The sequence below is a fragment of the Streptosporangium sp. NPDC002524 genome, from assembly GCF_040295985.1.
Classification (GTDB): Bacteria; Actinomycetota; Actinomycetes; order Streptosporangiales; family Streptosporangiaceae; genus Streptosporangium.
Genome location: NZ_JBEOWK010000003.1, coordinates 68,802 through 83,609 on the forward strand (window position 1 = coordinate 68,802; position 14,808 = coordinate 83,609).

At 69.9% G+C, this 14,808-nt stretch carries 10 protein-coding genes; 1 reads left to right on the top strand and 9 read right to left on the bottom strand.

The window, feature by feature from the left end:
- Positions 1–2: 2 nt before the first annotated feature.
- The 4 genes from ABT053_RS05160 to ABT053_RS05175 all read right to left on the bottom strand — a co-directional run bounded on the left by ABT053_RS05160 (position 3) and on the right by ABT053_RS05175 (position 7,256).
- A complete protein-coding gene (locus ABT053_RS05160; protein ID WP_350967594.1) occupies positions 3–3,503 on the bottom strand; it encodes an NACHT N-terminal Helical domain 1-containing protein in 3,501 nt (1,166 codons plus the stop codon).
- Between the two features lie 457 nt (positions 3,504–3,960).
- A complete protein-coding gene (locus ABT053_RS05165) occupies positions 3,961–4,245 on the bottom strand; it encodes a DUF1540 domain-containing protein (protein WP_350967595.1) in 285 nt (94 codons plus the stop codon).
- Positions 4,246–4,497: 252 nt separating this feature from the next.
- The gene (locus ABT053_RS05170) at positions 4,498–5,220 is read right to left on the bottom strand and encodes a lysoplasmalogenase (protein WP_350967596.1); all 723 of its coding nucleotides are present in this window, start codon (positions 5,218–5,220) and stop codon (positions 4,498–4,500) included.
- A 272-nt stretch (positions 5,221–5,492) separates the two neighbouring features.
- Positions 5,493–7,256 carry a right-handed parallel beta-helix repeat-containing protein gene (locus ABT053_RS05175; RefSeq protein ID WP_350967597.1) on the bottom strand — a complete coding sequence of 588 codons (1,764 nt, stop codon included), beginning with the start codon at positions 7,254–7,256 and terminating at the stop codon, positions 5,493–5,495.
- Positions 7,257–7,339: 83 nt separating this feature from the next.
- On the opposite strand from ABT053_RS05175, the gene ABT053_RS05180 reads away from it, so the two are divergent.
- Complete coding sequence (locus ABT053_RS05180) at positions 7,340–8,407, top strand: TetR/AcrR family transcriptional regulator (protein WP_350967598.1); 1,068 nt, start codon at positions 7,340–7,342, stop codon at positions 8,405–8,407.
- A gap of 344 nt (positions 8,408–8,751) precedes the next feature.
- Here the strand turns inward: ABT053_RS05180 and ABT053_RS05185 are convergent, their stop codons facing one another.
- The 5 genes from ABT053_RS05185 to ABT053_RS05205 all read right to left on the bottom strand — a co-directional run bounded on the left by ABT053_RS05185 (position 8,752) and on the right by ABT053_RS05205 (position 14,646).
- Positions 8,752–10,098 carry a saccharopine dehydrogenase family protein gene (locus ABT053_RS05185; RefSeq protein WP_350967599.1) on the bottom strand — a complete coding sequence of 449 codons (1,347 nt, stop codon included), beginning with the start codon at positions 10,096–10,098 and terminating at the stop codon, positions 8,752–8,754.
- 334 nt (positions 10,099–10,432) lie between these two features.
- Positions 10,433–11,542 (bottom strand): LLM class flavin-dependent oxidoreductase, encoded by a 1,110-nt coding sequence (locus tag ABT053_RS05190; protein ID WP_350967600.1) that lies wholly within the window; start codon positions 11,540–11,542, stop codon positions 10,433–10,435.
- A 124-nt stretch (positions 11,543–11,666) separates the two neighbouring features.
- Entirely contained in the window at positions 11,667–12,665 is a 999-nt protein-coding gene (locus ABT053_RS05195) for an ABC transporter substrate-binding protein (protein WP_350967601.1), read from the bottom strand.
- A complete protein-coding gene (locus tag ABT053_RS05200) occupies positions 12,662–13,516 on the bottom strand; it encodes an ABC transporter ATP-binding protein (RefSeq protein WP_350967602.1) in 855 nt (284 codons plus the stop codon). The genes ABT053_RS05195 and ABT053_RS05200 overlap by 4 nt, the downstream gene beginning before the upstream one ends.
- Before the next feature lie 299 nt (positions 13,517–13,815).
- Positions 13,816–14,646: an ABC transporter permease gene (locus ABT053_RS05205; protein ID WP_350967603.1), complete on the bottom strand. Its 831-nt coding sequence runs from the start codon at positions 14,644–14,646 to the stop codon at positions 13,816–13,818.
- Positions 14,647–14,808: the final 162 nt, after the last annotated feature.

Sequence of the window (14,808 nt, forward strand, 5' to 3'; positions counted from 1 at the left end):
CATCAGCCGGTGTTCGTGTCAGCGGTGATTATGGAGTAGTAAGGGTCGTAGTCGACGACCACCTGGCCGCGGTCGAGGATCGTGTCGATCTCGGCGACGAGGCTGCCCCTGAGGCTGACGTGCCGGAGGTTGGGCGCCTCACGGAGGACGCTGATGTCTTCGAGGCGTTCGCAGCCGTCCAGGCGGATCTGGGTGAGGGCCGTCATGTGCCGCACGAACTCCAGATGCCGGATGCCCGAGCCGCTGAGATCCAGTTCGACCAGATTCGTGAGGTGGCTGATCCCCTCGCAGTCACGCAGGGTGCGGCAGTCGGTCAGGATGAGCTTCCTCAGGCCGTTCAGCTCGGACAGGCACGAGAGGCTGAACAGCCCCTCGACGTCGTCGGCCTGTAACTCGATCAGGTTCGGGGTTGAGGCCAGTGCGGTGAGGTCGGCCGCTGTCACCGCGCCTCTCAGGATCAGGCTCCTCAGCCTGCCGCTGCCGGGTAAACGCAACGGCGTCTCTCTTTTCCCGGCCAGCCGGAGCTCCAGCCGGTGCAGGTTCTGGCAGCGATCCAACTCCCCGGTGTCGGAGACACCCGTACGGCTCATCGCGCGTAGCGTGCGTAACTCCGGCAGGTCATGGCAGAAGTCGAGCGAGGTCAATCCGCAGCCGTTGAGCGAGAGCGTGCGCAGCTCATGCATGGCGCGGATGGCGCTGAAGTCCTGGATCCTGGTGCAGCCGTCGAGAATGAGAATGCGCAATCTACTCAATTCCGACAAGTGGCCCAGATCCTTCAGCTTGCCGCATCCGGCCAGATAGAGCTCCTCCAGGTGAACCAGGGAACGCAGCTCGTCCAGCCCGGAGACGCCGGACAGGTTGAGCCTGCGAAGGGCGCTCAACCGCTCGATGCCCGCGAGCGACGCGATCTCCCGATGTCCGCCGCAGTCGAGTTCGGTGAGGTTGGTCAAGGCGTGCCACCGCCGGAAGTCCAGGGGCCCGTGGCCCACGTCGACGTGCAGCCGGGTGAGCCCGACCAGGCGGCCCACGCGGGCGAGCAGCTTTTCCGACGTGACGTGTACGGTCACGTCGTCGAGCGGCAGGTGCGAAAGCACCCGGTCGACGTAGTCGTCGACCTCGAACCGCTCACAGCACCTGATGATCTCGTCGACCACGTCCTGCTCGCCCGCTGTCCGCGCGTACTGCGCGATGACCTCCAGGCCGTCGTCACCGCCCAGGACGGCGGCGGCATGAACACACGCGGCCTGGGTCTGCGGTGGTTGGTCCGTATATCTGGACAGCCACCGGATCATGCCCTCACCGCCTCCCCCGATCAGTTCGGCCTCCTCGATGGAACGGGGCGGAAGGATCGCGGTGAGCGCCTCACGCGCCCTGGCCGCGCTGGCGTTCTCCACCCGGCGGCCCACGGAGATGCACTCGGCGGCCAACAGCAGCAGCGACCGCCGCTGGTCGTCGTAGGAGTCTTCCGCCACATCGAGGATGCTGTTGATCAGCAGGTTGACCGAGGGTCTGTCGAACACTCCGGCGGCGAAGGCGATCACCCGGTGCCAGCCGGGGTCGGTGATGTGTCGGACGAGGCTGTCGGTCCGACCCGCGTGGGCATACCCGAGCGCGCTGAGATACTCCTGGAAACTGCGGTGGGAGAACTGGGCCTCGCCGGGCGAGACCTCACGGAAGACGATTGTCCTGTTCACCAGGATTCGCACCGCCTCCTTGGCGCCGACGGTGATGTTGATCATGCCGGGAAGGCATTCCTCGACGATTTCCAGCACGGTCTTGGCGGGCAGCAGCAGGGGTGGCCGTTCGGCCGGGAGGAGACCGCCGACAGCCGGTGACGGGACCGGACCGAGGGTCGTTTTGAGGTCGTCGGTGAGAATGCTCGTCGCCGAGTGTTCGGTCAGATGACAGGCGATCGACTCCAGCAGGTCGAGCTTGTCCCGCTCGCTGAATTCGAGTGCCACACCGCGCAGTGATCTGCGACCTTTCTCGCGTTTGTCGACGAGCGCCTTGATAACCCTCTCGTAAAGTTCACCACGGCTCTTCGGCGCGTTGTCGGAGAGGTTGTCGGCGTAGAACGCGCACAGCATCGCGCACAACAGCGGCGTCTCGGCGATCTCACGCACGGAGATACGGCTGCTGATGTCCCGGAGCAGCGCCTGCTGCCTCCCGCGATAATGGTCGCGCCGTTCCTGGGACTCGTAGGCCACCAGCGAGTCGAACCACGCGTTCACGCACAGCTTGATGTGCCCGAGCTGCATCGGAAGCAGCCGCAGCAGGGAGAAACGCTGCCTGGTGAACCAGGGCAGGCTGATTCCCTCGGGGCGCGAGGTCACCACGTAACGCACGTCCGGATATTCGGTCAGCAGTTTCTCCAGCCAGATGAAGAAATCGCTCCGGTGCAGTTCGGAGAGCTCGTCGAAACCATCCAGAATAATCAGCGCCTTGCCCGACTTCAGCGTCGAGGAGACCCAGTCGCCGGGCACCTCGCTCCCCCGGTGCGACGAGGCGAGAATCAGCGCCTCCTCTTTCGGGTAGATCCGCCCGGCTCCGGAGAAGACCACGCGTAGCTGAACGACGAACGGGACCAGGCCGTTCCAGTTCTGCAGCGCCCTGGGGAAGGAGTGCTGCGCGGCACACACCGCGAGCCACTGGCTGATCGTCGTCTTTCCCGAGCCCGCCGCGCCGCTGATGACGATCCGTGGCAACGTCTTCGGATGAGCGGCTATCTCGCCGATCCACTCGTCGACAGGGGCGGCGTGCGCGCTCTCCGTCTCCGCCATGAGGATGATGTAGCCGATGTCGATCGGTCGCTTCTGCAGCTCCAGCGGCAGATCGAGACCGAACAGCTCCATGTTCTTGTAGGTGTGGATGATGTCCGACGCGTAGTGCGCCTCGAACGCGCTCGTCTCTTTCGGTGTGCCCTGCCGGAAATGCGGAAGGACGACGCCTTCTATCCCGTCCTCAAGCAGCTCGTAGGTTTTCTGCGCCAGAACGAAGGTGTCGACGATCAACTCGTTGTGGAAATCGGGCAACTTCTTGGTCAGTGCGACGATGTACTGGCAGGCGAACTGCAGAAACCATTCACCGTATTCGGTGGCGTCCTCCGAGAGCAGGTCCCTGCGCCATTTTTTGTGTACGGCCGGTCGCAGGCGGGCTGCGATGTCGCCGTGGACGAACCTCAGCCTGATGACATCATCACGGTCGATCCTGAAGGACTCCAGCGCCTCGCACACACCCTCTATCGCCAGATCCCTCTCGGCCGTCTCCAACCGCCTGAACTCCACCAGCTCGAACCTGTTCAGGCGCTCGACCAGCAGGTCCTTCGCATCACGCAGACTACGTTCGAACGCCGCCCTCGCCCTTTTCTCCTCCTGGCCGGTGAAGACCAGATTCGCGATGTCGGAGAGACCCTGGACCCGGGTCGCCGTGCCCGGCAGCAAGACACGGAAGACCGCGAGGATGATCTGATTCGCTAATTTCTTACTGCGATCGTTGACGGCCACGCTCACCTCTCGACAGGAGAGTTGGCCTTTTAGTGTCTCATAACGCGTTTATCTCGCGTCAAGCTGGAGACCAGGTTGTATCGGGAGCATCGGAGACGACAATCCCCGGCCACGGCCTTTCGTAACCTCCGTGTGGGCGACTGACGAATTCGGTCGAGATTTGTTTTCGACACCTGTCAACGTGGCGGCCCGACCGTCGCGCAGGGGGATGACCTGCCGGGCATCCGCGAGAGGCGAACCTGATATGACGACCCGCACGCGCCCGCACATGCCTGCACACGCCCGCTCGACGCCGTCGACATGGTCCCGCGCTCCGGTGAGCGCGGACCGTACCCGGATGACCGCCTCCTGCTTCGAAAGGCGCCGGAGCCGTGCGTGGACGACTTCCGGCACCGCGCCCAGCCGGGTGGGGAGCGGTGCCGCATGCGGATCCGGACGCTCTGCCCGACGCCGGTCGTCAGGCGGGCGCGTAGGTGAGGCAGTCGATGTCGTTCTGCGCGTAGCCGACGACGATGCCGGAGGCCTGGCACTCGTACTGGACGTTGTGCTGGCACTTGGCCATCTTGCAGGCGCCGACGTGACCGGTGGCGGACGGGTCACCGCCCTTCGAGTCGACCTTGAAGAAGGTCTCGCACTCCGCGTGGCTGCTGTTGCCGACCGTGATGGCCAGGGCGTGGCAGGTGTGCGCCGTGTTGTACGCGCACGCCTCGACCTGACACTCGTTGACCGCGGGCATTTGCATGGCTGAACTCTCCTAGGGCTCGGGCCGGTCCCGGACTCGACGAGCCGTCGCCGGGGCCTGTCGCCCATTGGTTTGTCGGTGTCACCCGGTGGCGACTCCGGCGCTTCCCGGTTGGCGCCCGGGGCGTCGGCTCGCCTCGCGCCGAGCCGTGTCACGGTCGCCGGAACTCGCGACCGGACGTGGCGCGGCCCGTGCCCGCGTACGGGCGCCGGGACTACTCCGTCTCCTACCGCGCCCGGCTCGCCTTCACGCTCATACGGGCCCCAAGGCTTCTCCAAGAGAGCCGGGGCGTTCGTTCCGCGCGGGCGGGTTTCGGGGAGGGGGAAGGGGCTGGGAACGGGAACGGCCGACGATGCCCGAGGCGAGCAGGTACTGGCCCGCGAGGTAGGTGGCCATGATCAGGAAACCGTGCGCCGGAAGGCGGGGAAGGCCCGCCAGCTCGAACGCGATCAGCGTGTCGGAGAGCAGGAACAGCGCGCCGCCCGCCCCGATCCACCGGCCGTGGCCCGCCGCGGTCACCGCGGTGGCCGTCAGCAGCAGCGAGTAGGCGGCCACCGGCAGGCGCAGGTCGCCGAGGCCGGGCCAGAGGACGAGGATCAGGACCACCCAGAGGGCGGCGTAGGCCACCGGGACCGCCGGGCGGCGCCGCAACGCGCCGAGGGCTCCCTCCCGGACGAAGTAGGTCACGTAGCAGACGTGCGCCGCGGCGAACAGGGTCATGCCCGGGAGGAAGAGGCCGTCGACCTCCAGGGCCACGTCACCGCCCCAGGACAGCAGGAGCGCCGCAACCAGCGGGCGCGGCCCGCGCCGTGCCAGCACCCAGGCCGCGAGCAGCGGCATGAGCAGCGCCTTGGTCACGGAGTCCAGCGGGGCGGCACCGGCGACCCCCAGGGCCAGGTGCACCGCGCAACAGACCCAGAAGGCGACCAGCACGGCACGGGAGAGCGACCCGGCCCTTAGAACATCATTCTGCACAGCTGAATGGTAGATGGCAGGGTGTGCCATCGGCGTGCCATCGGTGCGATCCGGGAGACCCCGGCCCCGGGCACACCCCGGTGGCGGGGGCCCGGGTGCCGGAGAGCCCGGGGGGCGGAAAATCCGAGATGCCGGAGGAACCGGGGCCGGAGGAACCGGGATGCCGGAGGGGCCGGGGTGGGAGGGATCGGGATGCCGGAGAGCGCCGGGTGCCGGAGAGTCCGGGATGGCAGAGGGACCGGAGTGCCGGAGAGCCCCGGAGGCCCCGGTGGTTACCGGTCGAGCAGGTGGGTGTAGCCGGGCTCCAGGCCCGCCCGCGCGGCGATCTCCGCCGTACGGGCCTCGAAGTCCTTCTCGTCGGCCACCGTCACGTTGCCCTCCAGGGTCACGCTCTCCGGGGGGGCGTCCCAGCCCATGGGATCGGCGTCCCAGACGTTGCCGCGGAAGACGACGTTCTCCAGGGGCGGCCAGGCCTGCAGGGTGGCGGTGTTGTCCGCGCGCTGGACGGCGTTGTCCTCGACGGTGACCCAGGCGGCGCCGTAGTCGGTGTAGAGCGCGAAGTTGTACGGCGTGAGCGTGTCGCGCACGACGTTGCCACGGATCACCGCGCCGTTGTCGTGGGAGTCGCCCTGCGGGCCCGACAGGTAGACGCCGCCGCCGTCGGCGAGCACCTTGAGGGTGTTGAAGGTGAGGTTGCGCAGGACCCGGCTGCTCTTGCCGGGGCCGAGCACGATGCCGCAGTGCGGGACGTCGTTCACCTGGTTGTGCGCGACCGTGGAGTCCTCGCTCGCGGACACCGCGATGCCGGGCGAGCCGGAGTACTCCAGGCCGATGTCGTGGACCCAGTTGTTCTCGACCGTGACACCGCGGCTCTCGCCGACCGAGACGCCACCGCCGCAGACGTCCTCGAACACGTTCCCCCGCACCAGGACCTCGCCGCCGCCGCCGGAGAACCGCAGGGCCGTGGCGCCCAGCCTGGTGAAACGGCAGCCTTCGATCGTGACCCGCTCGGTGCCCTCGAACACGACGTTCGCCGGGATCGTCAGCGACTCGCCGGGCACCGTCACCCACGCCCCCTCGGCGAACGACACCTTCTCGATGGTGCCGCCGTCGTAGTAGCCGGTGCCGTGGTAGTGCAGGAAGCCCTCGGGGCGGCTCGGCCGCATCCAGGTGGCGTCGGCGAAGGTGATGCCCAGGAAGGCGACGTCGCGGGCACCGGTGACCGTGACCAGTTCCTCCAGTACGGGGGCGACGACCTCCGTCCGCGCGGGGTCCTCGCCGGGGCGCGGCCGGTAGCGCAGGAGGTGGTGGCCGGGGCGGGACCTGTCGAGGACGAAGGTGCCGGGCTCGGTCAGGAAGCCCGCGCCGTTCTCCACCCGGGTCGGCAGGCCGGGGCCGTAGGACTCGCCGCCGCCCTCCCACGGGACGACCGAGTTGTAGAGCTCGACCGCCCAGCCGAAGGCGGGCTCGGCCATGGTGACGGTGGTCGAGTGCTCGTCCCCCTCGACGGCGGCGACGCCGAAGCGGGCCTCCGTCCACGGGTAGACGCCCCGCAGGACGAACTCGACGTCACCGGGGTTTCCCCAGCTCTGCGGGGCGGTGCTGTCGGTGACGTAACCCGTGTCGGTTCTGGTGGCGTTCCCGGGAAGGGCGTCGATCGAGGCCCGCTCGGCCCTGCGGCCGTCGACGTAGAGCTGGCGGGTGTCGAGGTCGCCGACCTCGGCCACCCAGGCGCCGTCCTGCTCGCGCCAGCCGGTGATCCTGCGGCCACCGCTGACGACGACCTCACCGGCCTCGCCGATCTTGCCGGCCTCGTCGGCCTCGCTCGCGGCCCGGTAGGTTACGCCGGAGTCGGCCTCGGTGAGCCGGAAGGTGTCGGCGAGCCGGTGCGTGCCCGCCAGCAGGGTGACCACGGTGCCCGCGCCACGGGCCAGGTCACGCGCCAGGTCGCGGGCGTGGGCGAGGGTGGCGAGCGGTCGTTCCCGGGTGCCGGGCCAGGCGTCGTCGCCCGAGGGGGAGACGTAGAGCTCGTTCAAGGAGCACTCCTCGTTTATAATGTAAACAGTGATATACAGCATAAACATATATTGGGGTCGAGCGTCAAACCGAAGGAGGACGGATGGTCGCCAAGGAGGATCCGGACCGGACGGTCGAGCTGCTGTGGCGGGAGTCATGGGACGCCGCGCCCAGGCAGGCACCGAGGCAGGGGCTGAGCGTCGCCGCGATCGTGCGCGCCGCCGTCGAGATCGCCGACGCCGACGGGATCGAGGCGCTGTCCATGCGCCGGGTGGGCGAACGGCTCGGTTTCACCAGCATGTCGCTCTACCGGCACGTACCGGGCAAGACACAGCTCGTCGACCTGATGTGCGACGCGGTGATGGGCGACGTCACGGCGGGCTCCCCCGCCGGGACCCCGGTTGGCTCCCCTGCCGGGACCCCGGTCGGCGCCTCAGCCGGGACACCGGCCGGAACTTCGGTCGGAACACCGGCCGGAACCTCGGTCGAAACACCGGCCGGGGCCTCGGACGGGACACCGGCCGGGACCTCGGACGGGACAGCGGCCGGGGTCTCGGCGGACACGTCGCGGGGGTGGCGCGAGGCGCTTGAGGGGTGGGCGCGGCGCGGGTGGGCGCTGTGCCGCCGCCATCCCTGGCTGGCCGAAGCACGCGGCACCCGGCACGTCCCCGGCCCGAACTCCATCGCCCACTTCGAGTACGCGCTCAGCACCGTGGCGGGGACCGGCCTGAGACCCGCCGAGATGATCGCCGTGGTGGGCCTCGTCGGCCGGTTCGTGGACAGCGAGGCGGCCAGGGCCGCGGAGACCACCAGGATCGAGCGGCACACCGGGGTCTCCGAGGACGAGTGGTGGGGCGCCAGGGACTCCCTGTACGAGAAGCTCCACCACTACCCCACGCTGACTCACATCTGGGAGGCCGGTGGTTACGACGAGCCGGAGGACTCCTTCGAGTTCGGCCTGCGGCGCGTACTGGACGGCATCGAGACACTGGTCCGTGAGCGTGATGTAAAGCGTGATGAAACTGCCTCATGTGTGATGTGCGGAACGAGCATGGACCGGGCGGAGGCGGGCCGCCCGCGCGCCTACTGCTCACGGGCCTGCCAGCAGCGCGCCTACCGCAGGCGCCACCGCTCCACACCGCGACCGAGTGACCCTCCGGGCCAGGGGTGACGGGCCCAAACGGGCTCCAGCCGAATTCGGCCCGGTCGAGCCGAATCCCGGCCGTGCCGAGTCCTGCTCGGCGGGTCCCGGCCGGTCACCTTCCAGCCCGGCGAGTCCCCTGCCGGGCGGGTCACCTGCTGGGCGGGTCACCGGCCGGGTGAGTTCCGGCCGGGTGGGTTCCCTGCCGGGTGGGTTCCGGCCGGGTGGGTTCCCTGCCGGGTGGGTTCCGGCCGGGTGGGTTCCCTGCCGGGTGGGTTCCGGCCGGGTGGGTTCCAGCCCGGTGGGTTCCGGCCGGGCGCGTTCCGGCGAAGCGGCCCGGCCGACGATGGCGGGTTCCGGTCCCGGGCGGGCGCCTACTTCCGCGAGTCGCTCAGCACCCTGAACGTGATGCCCGCCCGCACGAGCCTGTCGATCAGCGCGTCGCCCATCGCCACGGCGGTGGTGACCTGGCCGGACACGTCGGGCAGGTTGTCGGTCGCCAGGCAGAGCGCCGACTCGCCGAGCATCTTGGCGGTCTCCCCGTAGCCGGGATCACCGCCCGCGACCTCGGTGACGACGCGCGCCCCACCTCCCTGACCGAGGAAGGTGACCTTGAACCAGCTCCTGGCCCGCTGCTCGACGCCGGGGCCGTCGCCGGAGGCGAAGCTCCGCAGCAGCAGGGACCGTGCCGGGGGGATCTGGGCGAGCAGGGCGAACGCCCCGGCCCCCGCGGCGATGCCCAGCGCGACAGGTAGTTGCTTGACCGCGAAATGGTGGCGGTAGGTGAAGTCGGGACCGTAGCACTCCAGCGCGCGGGCCGAGCGGGCGACGACCTGCGGGTCGAGCGTGGGCAGCGGCAGGGCCCAGCCTCCGACATAGCGAATCGATCCGGGCAAACCGCGCACCTTCCTTACCCCGGAGGCCGCTGCGACCTCGACCGAAGGTGCGAACCCCACCGCGGTTCCGGCCGCAGTCTCCGTCTCCGTCTCCGTCTCGGTCTCCGTCTCCGTCTCCGTCTCTGTCTCGGGATTCGCTGTGATCGCGGCCTCGGATCTCGCCGTGGCTTCGGAAGCGGAACCGGAACCGGCCCCGGGACGTGCCCAGGGGCGCTCTTCGAGTTCGCGGCGCAGGCGCGCGGCCTCGGACGACTGCCGGAAGCGGGAGATCGCCATCACGGCGGAGTGCATGGTGCCGCCCGACGGGGCACCGGAGGCCCGGACGAACCCGCTTACCTCCAGCGGCACGCCCTGGGGCAGATGCTTGACGGTGAAGTAGGCGCCGAGGTCGTGCGGGATCGAGTCGAAACCGCACGAGTGCACGAGCTTGGCCCCGGTCCGCCTGGCCCGTTCGTGGTGGCGGATGAACATGCGGTCGACGAACTCGGGCTCGCCGGTGATGTCGGCGTAGTGGGTGCCCGCGTCGGCGCAGGCGGCCACGAGCGGCTCGCCGTGGGAGACGAAGGGACCCACGGTGGTCGCGACGACCCTCGCCTGCCTGGCGATCTCCACCAGGGAGGCGGGATCGGTCGCGTCGGCGTGCAGCAGTGGCAGCTCGGGCAGGCCGATCCGTTCCCTGACCGCTTCGAGTTTGGCCCGGTTGCGCCCGGCCAGGGCCCAGCGCAGGGAGGGGCCGGCGTGGCGCGCGAGGTAGTCCGCGGTGAGCGCCCCGGTGAACCCGGTGGCGCCGAACAGCACGATGTCGTACGGGCGGTCGTCAGGCATGGGCCGAGAATCCTCCCTGCCGGAGCCGGGCGCAAGGCGTACCGCCCGGGTGTCGCGTTGTCCCCGAGGCGGGCGTGGCGGACGTGCTCACCTCCAGAGAGAGGCGAGCACTGCCGCAATCACCCCGCCCTCACCTCAAAACGGGCATGACGGCCGTACTCATCCCGGACGAAGACGAGCAGCGCCGCAGCCACTCCGCCCTCACTTCAAAGCGGGCATGACAGCCATGCTCACCCCGGACGAAGACGAGCGACCACCCCGCCCTCATCTCAAAACGGGTATGACGGCCGTGCTCACCACCGGACGGAGACGAGCACCGTCGCGAGCTCCGTTCTCATCTCGGGGCCGGGGCGGTGGCGAGCCGGGGGAGGACGTTCTCGCCGAACCAGTACGACTCCTCCAGGTGGGGGTAGCCGGACAGGACGAACTCCTCGATGCCGAGCGAGGCGTACTCCTCGATCCGCTCGGCGACCTGGGAGTGGCTGCCGACCAGCGCGGTCCCGGCTCCGCCCCTGACGAGGCCGACCCCGGCCCAGAGGTTCGGGTGGATCTCCAGGTCGCGAGCGGTGCCACCGGCGAAGCCCTCGTGCAGCTCCAGCATGCGCTTCTGGCCGACCGACTCGCTGCGGCTCAGCAGCTTCCTGGCCGAGACGATGTCGGCCGGGTCGATGGCGGCCAGCAGCCGTTCCGCCTCCGCCCAGGCGTCGCGCTCGGTGTCGCGGGTGATCACGTGCAGCCGGATGCCGAAGCGGAGCTTGCGGCCCTGCTCCTCGGCCAGCTCGCGAACCCACTCGATCTTCCTCGCCACCTGCTCCGGGGGCTCGCCCCAGGTGAGGTAGACGTCCACATGCTTGGCCGCGACCGGTCCCGCCGCCCGCGAGGAGCCGCCGAAGTAGATCTCCGGGACGGGGTCGGGCGTCTCGGACACCATCGCGCCGTCGACGCGGTAGTGCGTGCCCTCGAAGTCGTACGGGGTGCCGCTCCAGGCGCCGCGCACGATCGAGAGGAACTCGTCGGTGCGCTCGTAGCGTTCGTCCTTGGACAGGTGGTCGCCGAACCTGGCCTGCTCGACGGTCTCCCCGCCGGTCACCACGTTGAGCAGGAGCCTGCCGCGCGAGAGCCGCTGGTAGGTGGCGGCCATCTGCGCGGCCAGCGTCGGGGACATGAAGCCCGGCCGGAACGCGACGAGAAACTTCAGCCGTTCGGTCTCGCGGGTCAGCGCGGCGGTGACCAGCCAGGCGTCCTCGCACCAGGTGCCGGTGGGGGTGAGGACGGCCTCGAAGCCGAGCTGTTCGGCGGAGCGGGCGACCTGCGCCAGGTACTCGATGTCCGGCGGGCGGAACGCCGCCGCCTCGGAGCGGCCGTGCCCTCTGGCGAGGCCGTGGCCGCCCCCGGTGAGGACCCGGCTGTCACCGGCGGTGGGCAGGAACCAGTGGAACTTCACAGGATGCCTCCGGACCTCGAAAGGGACCCCGCAAGGGACCTCAGAAGGGACCTCGGAAGGGACCCCGGAAGAGACGTCGCGCAGGGCGTCACGAGGGACGTCGCGAGGGGCGTCGCCAGGGGCCTCACGAGGGGTTCTCCAGGGTGGCGTCGAAGCGGGTGTCGACGACGTCGGCGAACTTCACCGGCACCGGGATGAGCTTGGCCTCGCTGAAGGCGTCGGCAACCAGCTGCTCGCGCTCGACGACGTCCCCGGCGAGCTTGAGGTCCTTGAACGAGCTGCGCTTGATCGCGGTGCCGACGATCCCCGGGTCCAGGCCGGTGAGCTCGGAGTAGACCTTGGTCCACTCCTCCTGGTGACCGTTGGCCCACTCGTGCGCCCTGCGGATCCGTCCCACCCAGTCGCCCAGCGCCGCCGTGCGGGCCGGGTCGGCGAGGGTGTCCTTGCCGGTGATCTGGAACTCGAAGCCGTTGGCGTAGCCCTCGCCGTCGACCAGGATGCGCGCCTTGGTCTGGGCCTCGGCCTGGGCGGTGTAGGGGTCCCAGATGGCCCAGGCGTCGATCTTGCCGGAGGAGAGCGCGGCGAGGGCGTCCGGCGGCTGGAGGTACTGGGGCTGGATGTCCTCGAAGCTCAGCCCCTCCTTCTTCAGCACGGCCAGCAGGTGGAAGTTCGCGGAGCTGCCCTTGGCCACGGCGACGCGCTTGCCGCGCAGGTCGGCGGGGGCCTTGATGGGCGAGTCGGCCGGGACGACGACGGCCTGGCCGCCGACCCCCTTCTCCGCGACCGCGACGACGGCGATCTTCGCCCCGGCCGCGGCGGCGAAGACCGGCGGGGCGTTGCCCACCGCGCCGAAGTCCAGGGAACCGGCGTTGATGGCCTCCAGGATCGGCGGCCCCGAGGTGAACTGGGACCAGGTCACCTTGTACTTGACGTCGTCGAGCTGTCCGGCCGCGGTCAGCAGCGCCTGCAGGCCCGTCCCCTTCTGGTCGCCGATGCGCAGCGTCACCTGGGACAGATCGACCGAGCCGTCGGCGCGGACACTCTGCTCCTCCCCCGCCCCGCAGGCGGCGGTGACGGTGAGGAGCAGTGCGGCGGCGATCAGGGCGGTGAGACGACGTTTCATGCGGTTCCTTCCGGGGTGACGCCCAGCTGGTCGAGCAGGGTGGAGCGCAGTGCGACAAGATCGGGGTGGTCACGGTGACGGGGCCGGGGCAGCTCGACCCTGGACTCGTGGGCGATGGCGCCCCCGTCGAGCACCAGGACGCGATCGGCCAGCAGCATGGCCTCGTCCACGTCGTGGGTGACGAGCAGGATGCCGGGGCGGTGCCTCGCCCACAGGTCGAGCACGAGCCGGTGGATGGTGATGCGGGTCAGCGCGTCCAGGGCGCTGAACGGCTCGTCGAGCAGGAGCAGGCCGGGCTCGCGGACCAGCGCCCTGGCCAGGGAGGCCCGCTGGGCCTCGCCGCCCGACAGGGTGAGCGGCCAGGCGTCGCGCAGGCCGCCGAGGCCGACCTCCTCCAGCGCGGCGAGCGCGGCGGCGCGCGGGTCGGGGGCGCGCAGGCCGAGGGCGACGTTGGTCAGGACGCGCTTCCACGGCACGAGCCGGGGTTCCTGGAAGGCCACGGCGACGGTGTCGCCGACCTCGACCTCGCCCTCGGCGCCGGGGTCGAGCCCCGCGAGCACCCGCAGGAGGGTGGACTTGCCCGAGCCGCTCCGGCCGAGCAGGGCGACGAACTCGCCCCGGCCGATCTCCAGGTCGATCCCGTCGAGGACCCGCCGCTCCCCGAAGGCCCGGGTGAGCCCCCGCACGGCCGCCACCGGGGCCGCCGTACGGGACGGGGTCTCGGTGACGGACGAGGTCTCCCCGGAGGGCCGGGTCCCCGCACCGGATCGGGGCCCGACACGGTCGAGGGCCTCCGTACGACCGGGAGCCTCCATACGGTCGAGGGCCTCCGTACGACCGGGAGCCTCCATACGGTCAAGGGCCTCCGTACGACCGGGAGCCTCCGTACGGTCGAGGGCCTCCGTACGACCGGGAGCCTCCATACGGTCAAGGGCCTCCGTACGACCGGGAGCCTCCGTACGGTCGAGGGCCTTCGTACGACCGGGAGCCTCCATACGGTCAAGGGCCTCCGTGCGACCGGAAGCCTCGGTCCGGCCGGAAGCCTCGGTCCGACCGGAAGCCTCGGTCCGACCGGAAGTCTCCGTGCGGCCGGAAGTCTCCGTGCGGTCAGGAGCCTCGGTCCGGTCAGGAGCCTCGGTACGGGACGAGGTCAGCGTGACAGGAAATTCTGCCGCCATGACAGGGCCCTCCTCTCCAGCAGGCGTACCACCGCGTCCGTCAGCAGGCCGAGAATCGCGTAGACGATCAGGCCGACGACGACCACGTCGGTGCGCAGGAACTCCCGGGCGTTGTTGATCATGTATCCCAGTCCGGCGTCCGCGTTGATCTGCTCGGCCACGATCAGCGCCAGCCAGGCCACGCCCAGGCTCTGCCGCAGGCCGACGAGGGTCTGGGCCAGCGCGCCCGGCAGGACGATCTGGGTGACCGTCTCCGTACGGCTCAGCCGCAGCACCCGGGCCACCTCGGCGAGCCTGCCGTCGACGCCGCGGATTCCGGAGAAGGTGTTGAGGTAGAGCGGGAAGAGCACGCCGAGGGCGACCAGGGCCACCTTGGGGATCTCCCCGATGCCGAACCAGAGGATGAACAGCGGGATCAGCCCGAACAGCGGGAGCGCCCGCAGCATCTGCAACGGCGGGTCGACGGCGTTCTCGCCCACGCGGCTGAGCCCCGCGACCAGGGCCAGGCCGATTCCGGCGACCGCGCCCAGGGTGAAGCCGATCGCGGCCCGCTGGAGCGAGACGGCGATCGCCTCGGGCAGGACGCCCTCCTGGACGAGCCCGGCGGCGGTGGTGAGGATCTTCAGGGGCGAGGCGAGGAGCCGTTCCGGGAGAAGCCCGGTGGCGCTGACGATCTGCCAGACGACGACGATGACCAGGGGGCTGACGAGACGCTGCCAGGCGGCGGCGGAGGACAGGGGGACGCGTGACCGCGACGGCACGGCCCGCTGTCGCATCCCCGCGTCGACGGCGGGAGCGGACACGGAAGACCTCATTCACGGCGGGGGCTGGGTTCCCGTTCATCGTCCGGCAAATAACCCACAAAGTCAATCGGAAATACATGATTTAGCCGATAACGCGCCGCCGATCCCCGGTTGGTAGGTTTTCCGCAAAGGACGAACGCATACGCAAGCGGAGGAGCTGGC

What these genes read in the sequence shown, in the direction of transcription:
- ABT053_RS05165 (WP_350967595.1), bottom strand. Translation starts at nt 4,245, where the DNA reads ATGCAAATGCCCGCGGTCAACGAGTGTCAGGTCGAGGCGTGCGCGTAC.
- ABT053_RS05180 (WP_350967598.1), top strand. Translation starts at nt 7,340, where the DNA reads ATGGTCGCCAAGGAGGATCCGGACCGGACGGTCGAGCTGCTGTGGCGG.
- ABT053_RS05185 (WP_350967599.1), bottom strand. Translation starts at nt 10,098, where the DNA reads ATGCCTGACGACCGCCCGTACGACATCGTGCTGTTCGGCGCCACCGGG.
- ABT053_RS05195 (WP_350967601.1), bottom strand. Translation starts at nt 12,665, where the DNA reads ATGAAACGTCGTCTCACCGCCCTGATCGCCGCCGCACTGCTCCTCACC.
- ABT053_RS05200 (WP_350967602.1), bottom strand. Translation starts at nt 13,516, where the DNA reads ATGGAGGCTCCCGGTCGTACGGAGGCCCTCGACCGTATGGAGGCTCCC.